Origin of the sequence: Parapedobacter sp. 2B3 (assembly GCF_041925275.1) — a bacterium.
GTDB classification, from domain to species: Bacteria; Bacteroidota; Bacteroidia; order Sphingobacteriales; family Sphingobacteriaceae; genus Parapedobacter; species Parapedobacter pyrenivorans_A.
On sequence record NZ_JBHEUZ010000010.1, the window covers coordinates 179,499 to 196,660 of the forward strand.

The window sequence follows — 17,162 nt, forward strand, 5'->3', positions numbered from 1 at the left end:
TGGAAACCCTTACCTTTGTACACATGACAACACGAGCAAATCTCCTTACCACGCTTGCCGGCGTTATTTTTATCGCGTTGACGCAGGCTTGTGGCAACAGTGGAACCACCGCACAGTCGACCCATCAAACCACCGCGAGCGCGGCATCCGAACAGGCACACGCGGCCCCGGCCACTAACCACCCACCTGCCGTTTCCACGGAGCCGGCGGCATCCATTCCCGATTTCACGTTCCATATCCTGAAAAGCGGCATCCGCTTTACGAAAGAAGACTTGGCCCAAACGGGAAACATCGTATTTATTCTGTTCGACCCCACATGCAGCCATTGCCAACACGAAGCCAACGATATCGGTAAGCATTATGACCGTGTCAAAGACGCCAATTTTTACTTCGTATCGATGAACGATCCCGCCTTGATGGCATCCTTCCTTGACACGTGGGCAAAACCCCTCGTAGGCAAGGAAAACGTAGAGGTCCTCTATGACAGGGGTGGTGAGTTCATCAATAAATTCCATCTTCCGTCGCAATATCCCGCTACCTATGTCTACGGTACGGATGGTCAGTTGAAAGAATATTGGAATGGCGAACGCAATACCAACGAAATCATTGCAGCCATCAACAAATAGCGGCTTCCTTTCGCGGTAAGACCGCCATAACTTGAATGAACATGCTCAACGTCGCCATCAATGGGTTCGGCCGTATCGGTCGCAATACCCTACGGAACATCCTGCTCCGCAAGCTGGATGGAGTGGCTATCACGGCCATCAATGACCTCACGGATGTACCTACATTGGCTCATCTATTTAAATACGACTCGGTACATGGGCCTTATCCGGGCGACGTGCGGACCGATGGGGATCGATTGGTCATCGATGGATACCCCGCTATCCGTATCGTACAGGAACAGGATCCCCTGCGGTTGCCTTGGAAATCGTTGGGCATAGAGGTCGTTATCGAATCAACCGGCAAGTTCACGGCAAAGCAGCAAGCGGCAAACCATCTCGAAGCCGGTGCCAAACAGGTCATTATTTCTGCCCCTTCGGCAGACAAGGAAATCCCAACGGTGGTGCTTGGGGTAAACGATGGCGAAATCGATCTCCGTGCCCCCATTTTATCCAATGCATCCTGTACCACCAACAACCTCGCACCATTAGTGAAGGTATTGGATGACCACTGGGGTATTGTAGACGGCTATATCACCACCGTACACAGCATGACGGGCGACCAAAGCCTGCACGACCGCCCCCACCGGGACCTCCGGCGGGCACGTGCCGCCTCTGCCTCCATCATCCCTACCACTACCGGTGCCGCCAAAGCCATCACCAACGTATTCCCGCACCTCGAAGGTAAACTCGGCGGTGCAGGCATCCGCGTACCGGTGTTAAACGGTTCGCTCACCGACTTCACCTGTACCCTTCGGCAGCAGCCAACCGTGGCAGAAATCAATGCCGCTTTTAAAAAGGCTGCTGCGGGCAATCTCAGCCAGGTGTTGCAATACACGGAAGATCCAATCGTATCTGTCGATATCATCAATAGTCCATACTCGTGTGTATTCGACGCGCAATTGACATCGGTAGTGGGCGGATTGGTAAAAGTGGTTGGCTGGTATGACAACGAATATGGCTATTCGAACCGTCTAGTGGACTTATTGGCCAGACTGGCTGCCAACGGATAGGTCACAAAAAAGAGAATCCATCTTGCCTTAGGCGAGACGGACTCCTTTTTTTACTAACAAAATCGATATCGGTTTTTAAAACGTTATTTCACTGCATCAACAACGGCCTTGAAAGCCTCCGGATTGTTCATTGCCAAATCGGCAAGTACCTTGCGGTTCAAACCGATGTTTTTAGCATTCAACTTACCGATCAACTGCGAGTAGGAGATTCCATGCTCGCGGGCACCGGCATTGATACGTTGTATCCACAACGCCCTAAATTCCCGTTTTTTGGTCTTGCGGTCGCGATAAGCATACTGCAAACCTTTTTCTACTGTGTTTTTAGCAACGGTATAAACCTTGCTACGTGCCCCATAATAGCCCTTGGCCATCTTGAGGATTTTCTTGCGCCGTCTTCTCGACGCTACTGCATTAACCGAACGTGGCATAAACTTTCAATTTTTGGTAGCAGGCGCCGTGTTTCGCAACGGACTTACAACCCAATACCCGGTTACTAATTACTAACTATTATGTACTACTTCCCGATAGCGAGCATACGTTTCACGTTGCCCATATCGGCTTCAGACACTAAACCGGTCTGCGTCAGATTGCGTTTCTGCTTGGTGCTTTTCTTCGTCAGGATGTGACTCTTAAAAGCGTGCTTCCGGGCAATCTTACCTGTTCCAGTAAGCTTGAAACGCTTTTTCGCACTGGAATTGGTTTTCACTTTTGGCATGATTACTAATTTTTATATCGACTTGTTAGTATTTACTTTTTTGCGGCTGTTTTGGGAGCTACCGTAAGGAACATCCGCTTACCTTCCAATTTGGGAAGCAACTCCACCTTGCCATAGTCTTCGAGGGCTTGCGCAAAGCGCAGCAACAAAATTTCGCCTTGTTCCTTATACACGATGGCACGGCCTTTGAAATGCACGTACGCCCGTACCTTCTCCCCTGCTTCCAAAAACTTTATCGCATGCTTGAGCTTGAATTCAAAGTCATGGTCGTTGGTGTTGGGGCCAAAGCGGATTTCTTTGATGACCGTTTGCTTCGCGTTGGCCTTGATTTCCTTCTGCTTCTTCTTCTGCTCGTAGATGAACTTGCTATAATCAATGATTTTGCAGACAGGGGGCACCGCGTTTGGCGATATCTCTACCAAATCCAGCTCCAACCCATCGGCAAGCTCTAATGCCTTACGTGTGGGGTATATCCCCTGCTCGATATTGTCGCCTACCAATCGTACCTCAGGTACCCTGATATTTTCATTGATACGGTGCTCCGGTTCCTTCTTCCTGAATGGCGGCCTCGGGCCTCTGAATCCTGGTCTTTTTAATGCCAAATGATCTACTAATTAAACGGTTATCTCTTTTATTAACTGTTCACTAAATGCGTCCACGCCCATAGTTCCCAAATCCCCTGCGCCATGTTTCCTTACAGAAACCGTACCATCCGCCTCTTCCTTCTCTCCCACGATAAGCATATAGGGTATTTTCTTCAACTCCGCGTCCCTGATTTTGCGTCCCACTTTTTCGTCGCGCAAATCCAGTAGGCCGCGAATATCGGAATTATTGAGCGATTCTAAAAGTTTTTTCGCATATTCTTCGTATTTTTCCGAGACCGGAAGGATGATGAATTGCTCCGGAGCCAACCACAACGGAAACTGGCCAGCGCAATGCTCGATCAACACAGCAACAAAGCGTTCCAACGACCCAAAAGGCGCACGGTGTATCATCACGGGACGGTGCTTGGCGTTGTCGCTTCCCGTGTATTCCAGCTCAAACCGTTCCGGCAGGTTGTAATCTACTTGGATGGTACCCAGTTGCCATTTTCTACCCAATGCATCCTTCACCATAAAGTCCAGCTTAGGGCCATAAAACGCAGCCTCACCATATTCCACCACGGTATTCAGGCCTTTCTCGTTCGCTGCTTCGATAATATCCTGCTCGGCGCGGTCCCAGTTCTCGTCCGTACCGATATATTTACCCTTATTGCCCGGGTCGCGGAGCGAAATCTGCGCGGTATAATCTTCAAAACCCAACGCACCGAAAACATAGAGTACCAAGTCGATAACCTTCTTGAACTCATCTTTCACTTGATCGGTACGGCAGAAGAGATGGGCGTCGTCTTGCGTAAACCCACGCACGCGCGTCAAGCCATGCAATTCGCCGCTCTGTTCATATCGGTATACAGTGCCGAACTCGGCGTACCGGATGGGTAGGTCTTTATACGAACGGGGCCTCGTTTTATAGATCTCACAGTGGTGCGGGCAGTTCATCGGCTTCAGCAGGAACTCTTCGCCTTCCTGCGGGGTGTGGATGGGCTGGAAAGAGTCGGCCCCGTATTTTTCATAATGCCCCGAAGTAACGTACAGGTTTTTGTGTCCGATATGCGGCGTTACCACCGGTTCGTAACCGGCTTTTACCTGTGCCCGCTGCAAGAAATCGATCAGCTTCTGCCGCAGGCGCGCCCCTTTGGGCAGCCATAGCGGCAGCCCCATGCCCACCTTTTCCGAAAAAGCGAACAGCTCCAGTTCCCGGCCCAGTTTGCGATGGTCGCGTTTCTTGGCCTCCTCGATCATGTGGAGGTAGTCGGCCAGCTCGCCTGCCTTCGGGAACGTTACGCCGTATATGCGGGTAAGCTGTTTCCGGCTTTCATCTCCCCGCCAATAAGCCCCGGCCACATTGGTGAGTTTCACGGCTTTGATGAAACCCGTATTCGGGATGTGCGGACCCCGGCAGAGGTCGGTAAAATTGCCCTGAGTATAGAAGGTGATGCTGCCATCAGGCAGGTCTTTGATCAGATCCAGTTTATATTCGTCGCCTTTCTTGGTGAAATATTCCTCGGCCTCCGCTTTGCTAACGGGCTTGCGCACATAAGCGGCCTTCGTACGGGCCAGCTCCACGATCTTGTCTTCGATTTGCTTGAAATCATCCGACGAGAACTCACGGTCGCCAAAATCAACATCGTAATAAAATCCGGTGTCTATGGCCGGTCCGATACCGAATTTGATGCCCGGATACAGCGCTTCGAGCGCTTCGGCCATCAAGTGGGCCGACGAATGCCAAAAAGTGGATTTGCCTTCCTTGTCGTTCCACGTGAGCAGACGTACGGAGGCATCATGTTCTATGGGGCGCGACGCATCCCAAACTTCGCCGTTCACTTCGGCCGCCAGTACATTGCGGGCCAAACCTTCTGAAATGGATTGGGCGATTTCCATCGCCGACGTGCCCTGTGCGTATTGCCGCACGGAGCCGTCTGGTAGGGTAATGTTCATCACTTACAACTATGATTTTACGTTAAATAAAAAATCCAGCAAACCACCATACAATTGTGGTTGTCAGTTCGGGCGCAAAGGTAACGAAAGAAATTTAGAATATCATCCCAAACCGTATCGTCATCCGGTTCAGGGTATACGTTGAGGTCTTGAAAGAGCCGGGGCCCCATCCCGCGTCAGCGGTGTGTTCGGTCACTACCTGCCTTTTATAGCCGATGTTAAAAAGGTAGCGGTCTTTGCCTCCGGTCTTCCAACGCAAGCCGATGGCCGGATGGAACACCATGCCACCATCGTGCCATTCGCTGGCAGTCTTTTTCTCCAACCAGCCGAATCCGTACCCTACGTCCACCCCAAGGTATGGCGCTAGGCTTTTGCGGGGCAACACCACGCGACTGCCTACCGCTATCGGCACTACGCGTAGGCCAAAGTATTCATCGATACCCGCCGTAAGCCCCATACTTAATATCCCATCAAACTGCACCCCATGGAAGGTTTGCACGGTAGCGGCTACCGGCGAGAAAAAATTTGCCCGCGACCACATCACGCCGATCTCCGTCTCGTTTGTATAGTTGATTGTCTGTCCGCGAAGCGGGCTCCCCATGCCCATCACATTCATCGTAACGGCCACAAGCAGGCTACATTTCCATCGCATAGAGCACTATTTCGTATGAATGCGGCTGAGCAGCCGTAGCCTTGCAGGGTCACTGTAATCATACTGGCATACGCCGTCGGGACCGGTTACAATCAGCGACTTCGGCGCCGGGATAACATCAATTGCGCTTCTGTCTTTGTGATGTTCCAGCAGGTTTTCGCCGATGTGCATCACGTCGGTTGCGTCAAAACTTTTCAGTCCGTAATCCCCTTCGCAGATATACAGGTTGTTCCCCCGTAGGCCTAGCCCATGCGGATTATCCATCGGGTAGGATTTAAGCAGTTTTGGATGGTAAAGATCTTTGATGTCCAGTACTTCCAGCACGTTTTCACTCATGCGACATGTTGTGCCCGACCGCAAGGTTACAAATGCATAATCGTCATTCACCACCACAGGATCGCAGGCCATCACATGCTGGTAAACGGCCATCGGTTCGGGTGCCGAAGGCGTACTGGCATCGTAGATATGCATCCCGGTGAGCGAGCCGATGAACAGTTTCTGTTTATATGGGAATATGGTCTCGATGCCCCATCCCAAGGGAATGTCCTTTACAAATTCGGGCTTATTCGCCTGGTGTACGTCAAATAGCCGCAGCGATTGATTGTCTACCGCGTACAAGTGCCCGCCCATCAGTGTAAAACGGGCCATGGAACCGCCCTGTCCGTAGCTGGGCCCGGAGAAATCACCGGAGGCGAAGGCCATCTCATTAAGCCATACCCCGCCCCATATCCTTCCTTCTTCGGTAGTGACGGCTGTGATTACCGTATCCTTATAGGTCATGAATGTTGACCGCTCGGCATTAACGAACATATTCGGAAACACAGCCTCAACCCGTTCCACCAATTTCACGTCGCGGATGTTGCTGATATCGAAAGCCAGCAGGTCGATGTAGCTATCGGCATACAAGATGTTGCTGTTCACCGCCATGTCCACGTTGCCCGGTACACTGATAAAATTGATGTTCTTGGGATCGGAAGGATTGCGGTTATCGACGATGTGGATGCCTTTCTGCGGTTCATTGATGAACAGGTAATCGCCATACACATAGATCTTGCCGGTTTCAGACACGCTTTTCGGCGGCTTAATCCCCACGTCCATACTTCGGAAAGCACTGACCTCGATATAAACAGGCACCTGCGTTTTATAGGTGACGGAGTGTTCTACCTGGTCGCGGCAGGATGCAAATAATACCGCCACCACGGCCAGCAGCAAGCCCATCCAACTATTGGACAAACGACCAAAGAGTGATTTTCTTTCCATATCAAGTCATGTTTTAGGAATCCAAAAATGGCATTTATATCGATAACGGATGCCGCAGCCGAAACGCTACACCCAAACCCATTATAAATTTTGCTACCTTTGCATTTCCAAAAAAAAGCATGGCACACCAAGTTCCCGAAGACGGCACATTACTTCCATTGATGGAAGAATTTTACACCATCCAGGGTGAAGGATACCATACGGGCAAAGCGGCTTATTTCATCCGCCTCGGCGGATGCGATGTGGGTTGCCACTGGTGTGATGTAAAAGAAAGCTGGGACGCCGAGCTCCACCCGCTTACGGCAGCTGACACCATCATTGAACACGCCAAGCAGCACCCTTCAAAGGCGGTGGTGGTAACGGGTGGCGAACCGCTGCTGTATAACCTCGATTACCTTACCCGTGGCCTGCAGGCCGCAGGCATCCAGACGTTTATGGAAACCTCCGGGGCGTATCCGTTAAGCGGTTATTGGGATTGGATTTGCCTCTCACCGAAAAAGTTCAAATCGCCCCTGCCCGATGTGATTGCCGCTGCCGGCGAACTGAAAGTCATCGTGTTCAATAAGAGCGATTTCGCCTGGGCCGAGCAGCATGCGGCCCTCGTTCCACCCTCTTGTAAGCTGTACCTACAACCCGAGTGGTCAAAGGCGCAAGAGATGACGCCCCTCATCGTTGACTACGTGATGCAAAACCCCCAGTGGGAAATCTCCTTGCAGACGCATAAGTACCTGAATATTCCATAGACCTTGTACACCTTTTCAGCCCCCGCCGTCATAAAATAGGCTAAAGCACATTTTTTTCGAAATAATACGTACCTTCGTAGCTGTAGTACCAATTACTAGAACAATGATGCCTGCACACACGGTACATATAACTACTGCCTTGGTCATCGGCATGCTACCGCTTACGCAAGCCTTACTGGCCGAATTGATTTTTGCGCAATACTAAGAACAACGCCCCCTTTTTTTGGTTATTTCAATGGTGAGATGGTAGACAACTATCAATTTTCCATCGTCAATTATCAATTATACACTATCAATTAAAAAAATGCCGATTTACCATACCTTGGGGAAAATCCCCGCTAAACGCCATACCGTATTCCGCAAACCGGACGGTGGCCTGTATGCTGAAGAGCTGGTGTCTACACATGGTTTCTCCAGCACGTACTCACTGGTGTACCATTGCCACCCCCCCACGTTGGTGAAACAGATCAGCGAACCCTACGCTGTACAGCCGAAGGTGGCGCGCGAGAAACACCTGAAACATACGAGCCTGAAAGGATTTAACATCGCTCCGGCGGACGATTTCCTCGATAGCCGCAAACCAGTGCTCGTAAATAACGACCTGCATATCTCGCTGGCAGCACCGCGACATTCGATGACGGGCTATTTTTATAAAAATAGCCAGGCGGATGAGATCGTCTTCGTGCACGAAGGAAGCGGTGTGCTGAAAACCGGCTATGGACAGATACGGTTTGAATACGGCGATTACCTACTGATACCGCGCGGTGTGATCTACCAGCTGCACTTCGACACGCCCGACAATAGGTTGTTTATCGTCGAATCGTTCAGCCCGGTTCGGACACCGAAGCGGTACCGCAACGAACATGGCCAGCTGATGGAACATGCGCCATTCTGCGAGCGCGACATGAAGCTGCCGCGCGACTTGGAAACACACGACGAACAGGGGGATTTCAAAATCGTGATCAAAAAAGAGGGGTTGATGTACCCCTATACCTACGGTACACATCCCTTCGATTTTGTGGGTTGGGATGGTTACCACTTCCCGTGGGGGTTTTCCATCCATAATTTTGAACCCATCACGGGGCGGCTACACCAACCGCCGCCCGTGCACCAGACCTTCGAAACCGACCACTTCGTGCTATGCAGTTTCTGCCCGCGCATGTATGACTACCACCCACAATCGATACCCGCCCCCTACAACCATAGCAACGTGGACTCGGACGAGGTGCTTTATTATGTAGACGGCGATTTCATGAGCCGCAAAAGCGTGGAACGTGGCCAGATAACCCTCCACCCCGGTGGCATCCCCCACGGCCCGCACCCGGGCACGGTGGAGAAAAGTATCGGCCAGACCAAAACCGACGAACTGGCCGTAATGATCGACCCGTTCCGGCCGCTGATGCTGACCGAAGAGGCACTGGAAATAGAAGATAGAGATTATTACAAATCTTGGCAGATCGACTAAAGACTTACGACCAAAGACTAAAGACTTACGACTAACTATGGCAACATTTGCAGAAAAAATAGCGAAGGCGGGCGACTTCCTGCCCATCAATGGTACCGATTTCATTGAACTGTACGTGGGGAACGCCAAACAGGCGGCCCATTACTACCAAACGGCTTTCGGGTTCCAACCGGAGGCATATGCCGGCCCTGAGACGGGCGTGCGCGACCGCGCTTCGTACGTGCTAAGGCAACAGAAGATACGGATCGTCCTCACTTCGGCACTCCGATCGGAACACCCTATCAGTGAACATGTGAAAAAACATGGCGACGGGGTGAAGATACTGGCGTTATGGGTAGACGATGCCTACCAATCGTTCGAAGAAACCACCAAACGCGGGGCGAAAAGCTACCAGGAGCCACAAACGCTGACGGACGACAGCGGTGAACTCCGCACCGCCGGTATCTACACGTACGGTGAAACCGTACACCTTTTCGTGGAACGCAGGAACTACCACGGTGTATTCATGCCGGGATATGTACGTTGGGAGCCAGCGTATCGGCCGGATGAGACCGGCCTACTCTATGTAGACCACTGCGTAGGCAATGTGGGCTGGAACCGCATGGACGAAACGGTAAAATGGTACCAGGACGTGATGGGATTCGTAAATATCCTCACGTTTGACGACAAGCAGATCAATACAGAATATTCCGCACTGATGAGCAAAGTGATGAGCAACGGGAACGGCTACGTGAAATTCCCCATCAACGAACCTGCCGAAGGGGCCAAGAAATCGCAGATTGAAGAATACCTGGAGTTTTACGAGGGTGAAGGGGTGCAGCATGCCGCGTTGGCCACTACCGACATTATGCGCACGGTGAAGTTACTGCGTAAACGGGGTGTGGAGTTTCTCAGTGCACCACCGGAAGCATACTACGAAATGTTACCTACCCGGGTAGGCAATATAGATGAGGAAATAAAGGCTATCCAAGAGCTGGGCATCCTAGTGGATCGCGATGAGGAGGGCTACCTCTTGCAAATCTTTACCAAGCCCATACAAGACAGGCCCACGCTGTTTTTCGAGATCATACAGCGAAAAGGTGCGCAGAGTTTCGGCGCGGGCAACTTCAAAGCACTCTTTGAAGCGATCGAGCGCGAGCAGGAACGGCGAGGGAACCTATAGCGATGGTTTTTGGAACATTTTTTGACCTTATCAACTTAAAACAGTAAATTTGCTTATCGCCGGTAGGACGGTAGCTCATACTAAAACAAAAACTAAAAGAAGAACAATGATGAAAAAAGTCGCTACAATATGCGTTGCATTGGTTGCCTTTGTTTGCGCCACTGCCCTCGCACAGCAAAACAGCAAAGCGGAATTCAAGTTTGACAAAGAAACCCATGATTTCGGCAAAATCCCGCAGGGAAAGCCGGTAACCCATGTATTTACCTTTGAAAACGTGGGTACCGAGCCCATCATCATCAGTGAAGTAAAGCCATCGTGCGGATGTTCGGTCGCCGAGTTTACCAAAACACCGGTAAAGCCCGGGGAATCGGGCACCATATCGGTAACGTACAATGCCGCTGCAAAACAGCCTTTTACAAAGAACTTCACCGTACGTTCCAATACCAAAACACCCGTAAAAACCCTTTACATCAAAGGAGAAGTGACAGGTTAGCGTACCGGATTACCCGAAATAACAAGAAACCGCTACCAATAGCGGTTTTTTTTGTTGCGTTAAACCAAAGCTATCCGTAATATTGCATCCGAAACTGTACACAATATGCCATCGATATCTGTAAAGGGCCGCGAAATGCCCGCCTCGCCCATCCGTAAACTGACGCCATATGCCGACAAGGCAAAGGCGGACGGAAAACAGGTATACCACCTGAACATAGGGCAGCCCGATATAGAGACCCCAGAGGGCATGCTCGATGCCATCCGCAACATTGATTTCAAGGTCTGGGCCTACACCCCATCGGAAGGAACGGCCTCCTACCGGAATAAACTGAGCGGCTATTACAATGGCTTAGGATACAACATAGCTGCTACCGACATCTTGGTTACCAACGGCGGCTCGGAGGCCCTCGCCATCGCTATGCAGGCATGCGTTAACCCGGGCGAGGAAATTATCATCCCCGAACCTTTCTATGCAAATTACAACAGCTTTGCGCGCTCGGCAGGCATCGTGGTAAAACCCATCCTCTCATACATCGATGATGGATTTGCACTGCCGCCCATAGCGGATTTCGAGAAACTCATCACCGCAAAAACCAAAGCAATTGCCATCTGCAGTCCGAATAACCCAACGGGCTACCTCTATTCACGTGAAGAATTGGAGGCACTGCGTGACCTGTGTATCAAGCACGACCTGTTTCTCCTATCGGACGAAGCGTACCGCGAATTTTGCTACGATGGCCGGGAGTTCATTTCGCCCATGCACCTGGAAGGCTTGGAACAGCATGCGGTGATTATCGATACCGTGAGTAAACGATACAGTGCCTGTGGCGCACGGTTGGGCTGCATGATTACCAAGAACCAGGAACTTTGGCAGGTAGCATTGAAGTTTGCCCAGGCCCGCCTTAGCCCCCCAGCGGTAGCGCAGTTGGCCGCGGAGGCAGCTGTAGATACGCCACAAAGTTATTTCGACGCGGTGAAACGGGAATATGAAGCCCGGAGGGACACCTTGGTCGAAGGCCTGAACGGCATCGAAGGGGTAAAATGCCCGAATCCCGGTGGAGCCTTTTATGTGTTGGCCCAACTGCCCGTTGATGATGCGGATCGGTTTTGCCAATGGATACTGGAACATTTTGCCCATGAAAACCAAACGGTAATGATGGCGCCTGCCAGTGGCTTTTACAGCACGCCACATGCGGGGAAAGATCAGGTGAGATTGGCTTATGTGTTAAATACTACCGATTTGAATAATGCGCTGGTCTGCCTTGAAAAGGGGTTGGCGGCCTACCCCGGGCGACGGAGTTAACCTTAAAGGACCCCGTACCGCTAAAGCCGATCGAGCACGAATTGCAATTGTTCCACTTCGTTGAGATCGGTATTGTCCAGTACGATGGCATCTTCCGCGCGCACCAACGGGCTTTCGGCACGGGTGGTATCGATGTAATCGCGGTGTGCAAGGTTCTCAAACACTTCTTCCAACGTGGTATCTTCGCCCTTGGCCTTCAATTCGAGGTAGCGGCGCTCGGCGCGCACCTTCGGATCGGCGGTCATGAAGATTTTCAGATGGGCATCGGGAAAAACGGTGGTTCCGATGTCGCGTCCATCCATCACAATGTTTTTGTTCCTTCCCATCCGCTGCTGCTGGGCCACCATCGCCTCACGGACGGCTTTGACGGCACTGACCTCACTCACATAGTCCGAAACATGCATCTGCCTTATTTCATCCGATACGTCTTCCCCATTCAACGAAATGCGGGTTACGCCCGGCTCGATGTGGAAATCGATATGGATATCTTCCAACGCAGCCATCACCTTACGGTCATCGTTTACAGGTACAACGTGGCGGATAAAATAGAGCGTAACGGCCCGGTACATGGCACCACTATCGATATAGAGGTAATGTAATTTCCCGGCCAATGCCTTGGCAAGTGTGCTTTTCCCACAGGAGGAATAGCCATCAATAGCGATGATTTTATTCGTCGGGTCCATGTGGATTAATTTTGCCCCCCGATGAGTACGCCAGGCTTATTCAACACTGGTATTTTGATCAGATTATCGTCGATGATACTCTCGGGAAGAAAGATGTATTTCTTATCGTAGATGGTACCGTTGATGTAATAACTGAGCCAGTATTCATTGGTAAGCCCAAACACCTGCTCGTCTATGGCCTCTATCTTAGCATAATCATGCGGATCGATATCGCCGATAAAATGCCGCAATATGGAGGTTTTCACCTCTTTCTCGTCCTTGACCCCATAACCCTTTGAACTGACCATCACATTGTTGATCGGCTCATCCTTCTCATTGATCAGGTACACGTTCCATGTTTTACCGGTGGGCGCTTCACCCTCCAGCACCACCGCGATGGAAATATCCTCGACGATATTCAACGGTAAATCCCTTTTCATTTATTTTTTCCCGCGTGGTTTTTTCTTTGGCTTTTTATCGTCCTCAGCCGCCCATTTAACGACATTTTCATAGGTGATGTCGTTTACTTCCGTTCCTTTGGGTATCTTGATATTCTGTTTACCGAACCGGATGAACGGCCCCCAGCGACCATTTTCGATACGTGCGTCCGCATTTTCTTCAAAAACCTTGATGATCTTCTCCTTGTCTTTCTGACGTTTGTCTTTGATGATCTCAATCGCCGAATCGGTAGTGACATCCAATGGATCCACGTCTTTTGGAAGTGAGAAAAACGCATTGTTGTGCCGAATGTAAGGACCGAACCGCCCCACGGCAACCGTCATCTCTTTTCCTTCAAATTCGCCTACTTTTTTGGGTAGCTTAAAGAGTTCCAATGCTTCTTCAAACGTAATGGTCTCAATCATCTGGCCGGGCCGGAGGCTCGCATAGCGCGGTTTTTCTTCGTCGTCGGCAGAACCGATCTGCACCATGGGGCCAAACCGGCCAATACGTACGCTAACCCGCTTTCCGGTGCCGGGTTCCATACCCAATTCCCGCTCGTTCGTAGCCCTGTCGGCGTGTTTTGTCGTGGTTTCGACCTCCTGGTGGAATGGTCCGTAGAAACTGTGCAACATCGCTGTCCATTCTTTCATCCCTTGGGCAATTTCATCAAACTCCTTCTCCACCTTGGCCGTGAAATTGAAGTCTACAATGCCATTGAAGTGCTCCACCAGAAAATCATTTACCACCACGCCGATATCCGTGGGAAATAACTTTGCTTTTTCCGTGCCCGTGATTTCAGTTTTGGTTTGCGACGATATCGTTCCGTTCTCCAATTCCAGCACACGGTAGTCCCGGGGCTTGCCATCACGGCTCTCTTTGACCACATATCCACGGTTTTGGATGGTGGATATGGTAGGCGCATAGGTAGACGGACGGCCGATGCCCAATTCTTCCAACTTTTTGACCAAACTTGCTTCGGTGTAACGTGCCGGCGGACGAGAGAAACGCTCCGTGGCCGATAGCCGTTGCAACTGCACCTGCTGCCCACGCGTTAGCGGTGGCAACAACGCATTGTCCGTTTCGTTATCGAGATTCGGTTCATGTTCGTCATCGGTAGACTCGAAATAAACTTTCAGGAAGCCATCGAACCGCATCACTTCGCCATTGGCCACCAACTCTTCCTCACGGGTAGACACGCCGATTTTGGCCGTGGTCTTCTCAAATTCCGCTTCGCTCATTTGCGAGGCGATGGCCCGCTTCCAGATCAGCTCATACAACCGCCGCTCGGCACCGTCGCCCTCAATGGAATGCCGGTCGAAATACGTGGGTCTGATCGCTTCGTGGGCCTCTTGGGCGCCTGCGGATTTAGTGCGGTATTGGCGGCGTTTATGGTACCTATCGCCATAGGCATACTTGATCTCTTGTTCGGCACCTTGCAGGGCGGTATCGCTCAGGTTCACGGAGTCGGTACGCATATAGGTAATGCGGCCGGCCTCATAGAGGCGCTGTGCCACCGACATGGTCCGTGCTACCGAAAACCCCAGCTTCCTACTGGCCTCCTGTTGTAGTGTAGAGGTGGTAAACGGAGCGGCCGGACTACGTTTGGAGGGTTTGGTTTCCAAACCATTGACCACAAAATCCGCGTGGATACAGTCTGTTAGGAAACGTTCCGCATCCGCGGCTTCCGCGAAGCGCTTGGGTAGCTCTGCCTTGAACAATTCCCTGGGGTTACCAGTATGGAAAACTGCTACGATTTTGAATGCAGCCTCTGCGTTGAACCGGTTGATCTCCCTTTCGCGATCCACGATCAGCCTCACAGCCACGGACTGCACACGCCCGGCCGACAGGGACGGCTTCACTTTCTTCCACAATACGGGCGAAAGCTCAAAACCTACCAAGCGGTCGAGTACCCGCCTCGCCTGCTGCGCATTGACCAGGTTGAAATCGATCCCCCTCGGGGTATCAATGGCCCGGAGGATGGCCGGCTTGGTGATTTCATGGAAAACAATGCGCTTGGTTTTTTCATCATCGAGACCCAACGTTTCATAAAGATGCCAGGAAATAGCCTCTCCTTCGCGGTCCTCGTCCGATGCCAGCCACACGGTTTCAGCGTCTTTGGCCAGTTTCTTTAACTCGCTGACTACCGCCTTCTTATCGGCGGGTACCTCATATCGTTGTGTAAAATTATTAGCTACGTCGATTGCATCGTCGGTTTTCACCAGATCACGGATATGGCCATAACTCGATTTCACCAAGAAATCCTTGCCAAGGTACCCCTCTATTGTCTTTGCTTTCGCCGGTGACTCTACAATCAGTAAATTCTTTGCCATTGATTTTTTCGGATTTCTGCAAACTTAGAGAAATTTGTTTTATATGCAATAAATTGGGTTACTTGTATAACAAATTATTCGTTCCGGAAGTGTGCTAATCGCTGCTGCAAAGCAGGTTATTCAAGGAATGGCAAATCAAAAAAACAGGTCCAGCAGGAAAAAGCATGCAAAGATCACCGATGCAATTCCGTTCGTGGTCATAAACGCCCGATCTACCCTGCTCAGGTCCGTCGGGCTAACAATGCGGTGCTGGTAGACGAGTAAGGCACAGTAAAACAACACACCGACGATATAAAACCAACCCAGCGGAATCACATACATCGGCAGGATGATGAAAATCGCAGACAACACATGGAACAGGCTTGAAACACGCAACGCGTTGCGCTTTCCCAGCCATACCGGGATGGAATTAAGCCGGTGTGCGCGATCAAACGTTTCATCCTGCAGTGCGTAGATGATATCAAAGCCTGCAACCCAAAATAAAACCGCGCAAGCATAAAACACCGGAACTATGTGGAAGACTCCTGTCACCACTAAATAAGCCCCCAGTGGCGCCAGCCCCAGCCCCAGCCCGAGTATGAGATGGCACAGCGGCGTGAACCGTTTTGTATAGCTATAGCCCAACACCACCGCCAATGCAACGGGCGACAGATAAAAGCAAACCGGATTGATAAACCAGGTGGCAGCCATAAACAGGCCGGCATTTGCTAGGGTAAAGCCCAGTGCCTGCGCAGCGCTGACACGGCCAGCAGGGATATCGCGCATAACGGTACGGGGATTCGCTGCATCGATATCGCGATCCAGGTAACGATTGAATGCCATCGCGGCATTGCGGGCGAATACCATGCAAGCTAGCATCAATAGCAACTTTAGCCAGTTAAAATCGGCCGCGGTAGTGTGTATGGCCAGAAAAAAGCCGATGAAAGCAAAAGGAAGCGCGAAAATACTATGGGCGAAGAGGACAAGCGAGAAATATTTCTTCATAAACGGCAATCAGCGGTCGGTAATGTGAAGTGGTTGGAAATTCGCATTGATTTCGTCAATGGCGGCGAGCAGTTGTTCGCACCCCACGCGGGTCTCAGACGAAGTGAGAAAATGCGGGGGCGTTTCCTCGAACCATTCGAGCAGGGCTTGATGGAATTTTTCCACATTCGCATTGGCTTTACCGAGCGATAGCTTGTCTGCCTTGGTAAAAACCAGCAGAAAGGGTATACCGTTTTCACCGAGCCAACGGCAGAAGTCCAGGTCATTGTTCTGCGGCCCAAGGCGACTATCAACCAGTACAAAAACGCACTGCAGGTTTTCGCGCGTAGACAGGTAACGGCGGATGAATTTTTCCCAGGTTGCACGGTTGGTCTTGGAGGTTTTGGCAAAGCCATAACCCGGCAAATCCACCAGGTACCAAGCATCGTTAATTAAAAAATGATTGATTAGCTGTGTTTTGCCCGGTGTCTGCGAGGTCTTTGCCAATTGGCGGTTGCCCGTAAGCGCATTGATAAGCGACGACTTACCCACATTGGAGCGTCCAATGAATGCATACTCCGGCAGATTCGCTGGCGGCAGCTGGTCCACCCGTGTATTGCTGCATACAAATATCGCTGTTTTTACCACCACGTTGCAAACTTAGTAAAATCATTTTATTATTAGGGCACCTCTAAAAACTCATTGATTTGAAATAACATTTGATATTAGCTTGATTTTCAGTATATTTAAATCATGAAA

The 17,162-nt window shown here is 50.9% G+C and carries 18 protein-coding genes; 7 read left to right on the forward strand and 11 right to left on the reverse strand.

The window, feature by feature from the left end:
- Positions 1-23: 23 nt before the first annotated feature.
- Complete coding sequence (locus ACEVG1_RS13045) at positions 24-626, forward strand: peroxiredoxin family protein (RefSeq protein ID WP_374744138.1); 603 nt, start codon at positions 24-26, stop codon at positions 624-626.
- Between the two features lie 41 nt (positions 627-667).
- Positions 668-1,675 (forward strand): type I glyceraldehyde-3-phosphate dehydrogenase, encoded by a 1,008-nt coding sequence (gene gap / locus ACEVG1_RS13050; protein WP_374744166.1) that lies wholly within the window; start codon positions 668-670, stop codon positions 1,673-1,675.
- Positions 1,676-1,758: 83 nt separating this feature from the next.
- Here gap and rplT read toward each other — a convergent pair whose 3' ends face one another.
- The 6 genes from rplT to ACEVG1_RS13080 form a co-directional block, all read right to left on the reverse strand.
- Positions 1,759-2,103, reverse strand: a complete 345-nt coding sequence (gene rplT / locus ACEVG1_RS13055; RefSeq protein WP_374744139.1) for a 50S ribosomal protein L20 — start codon at positions 2,101-2,103, stop codon at positions 1,759-1,761.
- A gap of 86 nt (positions 2,104-2,189) precedes the next feature.
- Positions 2,190-2,390, reverse strand: a complete 201-nt coding sequence (gene rpmI / locus ACEVG1_RS13060) for a 50S ribosomal protein L35 (RefSeq protein WP_374744141.1) — start codon at positions 2,388-2,390, stop codon at positions 2,190-2,192.
- 32 nt (positions 2,391-2,422) lie between these two features.
- On the reverse strand, positions 2,423-2,992 hold the full coding sequence (infC, locus tag ACEVG1_RS13065; protein ID WP_374744142.1) for a translation initiation factor IF-3: 570 nt from the start codon (positions 2,990-2,992) through the stop codon (positions 2,423-2,425).
- A 12-nt stretch (positions 2,993-3,004) separates the two neighbouring features.
- The gene (gene thrS, locus ACEVG1_RS13070) at positions 3,005-4,930 is read right to left on the reverse strand and encodes a threonine--tRNA ligase (protein WP_374744143.1); all 1,926 of its coding nucleotides are present in this window, start codon (positions 4,928-4,930) and stop codon (positions 3,005-3,007) included.
- A gap of 91 nt (positions 4,931-5,021) precedes the next feature.
- On the reverse strand, positions 5,022-5,579 hold the full coding sequence (locus tag ACEVG1_RS13075; RefSeq protein ID WP_374744144.1) for a hypothetical protein: 558 nt from the start codon (positions 5,577-5,579) through the stop codon (positions 5,022-5,024).
- 6 nt (positions 5,580-5,585) lie between these two features.
- On the reverse strand, positions 5,586-6,839 hold the full coding sequence (locus tag ACEVG1_RS13080) for an LVIVD repeat-containing protein (protein WP_374744145.1): 1,254 nt from the start codon (positions 6,837-6,839) through the stop codon (positions 5,586-5,588).
- A gap of 119 nt (positions 6,840-6,958) precedes the next feature.
- Here ACEVG1_RS13080 and ACEVG1_RS13085 point away from each other — a divergent pair, with 119 nt between their 5' ends.
- The 5 genes from ACEVG1_RS13085 to ACEVG1_RS13105 all read left to right on the forward strand — a co-directional run bounded on the left by ACEVG1_RS13085 (position 6,959) and on the right by ACEVG1_RS13105 (position 12,007).
- On the forward strand, positions 6,959-7,582 hold the full coding sequence (locus ACEVG1_RS13085) for a 7-carboxy-7-deazaguanine synthase QueE (protein WP_374744147.1): 624 nt from the start codon (positions 6,959-6,961) through the stop codon (positions 7,580-7,582).
- Between the two features lie 304 nt (positions 7,583-7,886).
- Positions 7,887-9,047 (forward strand): homogentisate 1,2-dioxygenase, encoded by a 1,161-nt coding sequence (locus ACEVG1_RS13090; RefSeq protein WP_374744148.1) that lies wholly within the window; start codon positions 7,887-7,889, stop codon positions 9,045-9,047.
- A gap of 37 nt (positions 9,048-9,084) precedes the next feature.
- On the forward strand, positions 9,085-10,209 hold the full coding sequence (hppD, locus tag ACEVG1_RS13095) for a 4-hydroxyphenylpyruvate dioxygenase (protein WP_374744149.1): 1,125 nt from the start codon (positions 9,085-9,087) through the stop codon (positions 10,207-10,209).
- A 109-nt stretch (positions 10,210-10,318) separates the two neighbouring features.
- Entirely contained in the window at positions 10,319-10,702 is a 384-nt protein-coding gene (locus ACEVG1_RS13100) for a DUF1573 domain-containing protein (protein WP_374744168.1), read from the forward strand.
- A 105-nt stretch (positions 10,703-10,807) separates the two neighbouring features.
- Complete coding sequence (locus ACEVG1_RS13105; RefSeq protein WP_374744150.1) at positions 10,808-12,007, forward strand: pyridoxal phosphate-dependent aminotransferase; 1,200 nt, start codon at positions 10,808-10,810, stop codon at positions 12,005-12,007.
- Between the two features lie 20 nt (positions 12,008-12,027).
- Here the strand turns inward: ACEVG1_RS13105 and cmk are convergent, their stop codons facing one another.
- The 5 genes from cmk to yihA form a co-directional block, all read right to left on the reverse strand.
- A complete protein-coding gene (gene cmk / locus ACEVG1_RS13110) occupies positions 12,028-12,690 on the reverse strand; it encodes a (d)CMP kinase (protein ID WP_374744152.1) in 663 nt (220 codons plus the stop codon).
- 5 nt (positions 12,691-12,695) lie between these two features.
- On the reverse strand, positions 12,696-13,109 hold the full coding sequence (locus tag ACEVG1_RS13115) for a hypothetical protein (RefSeq protein WP_374744153.1): 414 nt from the start codon (positions 13,107-13,109) through the stop codon (positions 12,696-12,698).
- Positions 13,110-15,440, reverse strand: coding sequence for a type I DNA topoisomerase (gene topA, locus ACEVG1_RS13120; RefSeq protein WP_374744154.1), 2,331 nt, complete (start codon positions 15,438-15,440; stop codon positions 13,110-13,112).
- 135 nt (positions 15,441-15,575) lie between these two features.
- Complete coding sequence (locus ACEVG1_RS13125; RefSeq protein WP_374744156.1) at positions 15,576-16,424, reverse strand: UbiA-like polyprenyltransferase; 849 nt, start codon at positions 16,422-16,424, stop codon at positions 15,576-15,578.
- A 9-nt stretch (positions 16,425-16,433) separates the two neighbouring features.
- Positions 16,434-17,054, reverse strand: a complete 621-nt coding sequence (yihA, locus tag ACEVG1_RS13130; RefSeq protein WP_374744157.1) for a ribosome biogenesis GTP-binding protein YihA/YsxC — start codon at positions 17,052-17,054, stop codon at positions 16,434-16,436.
- Positions 17,055-17,162: the final 108 nt, after the last annotated feature.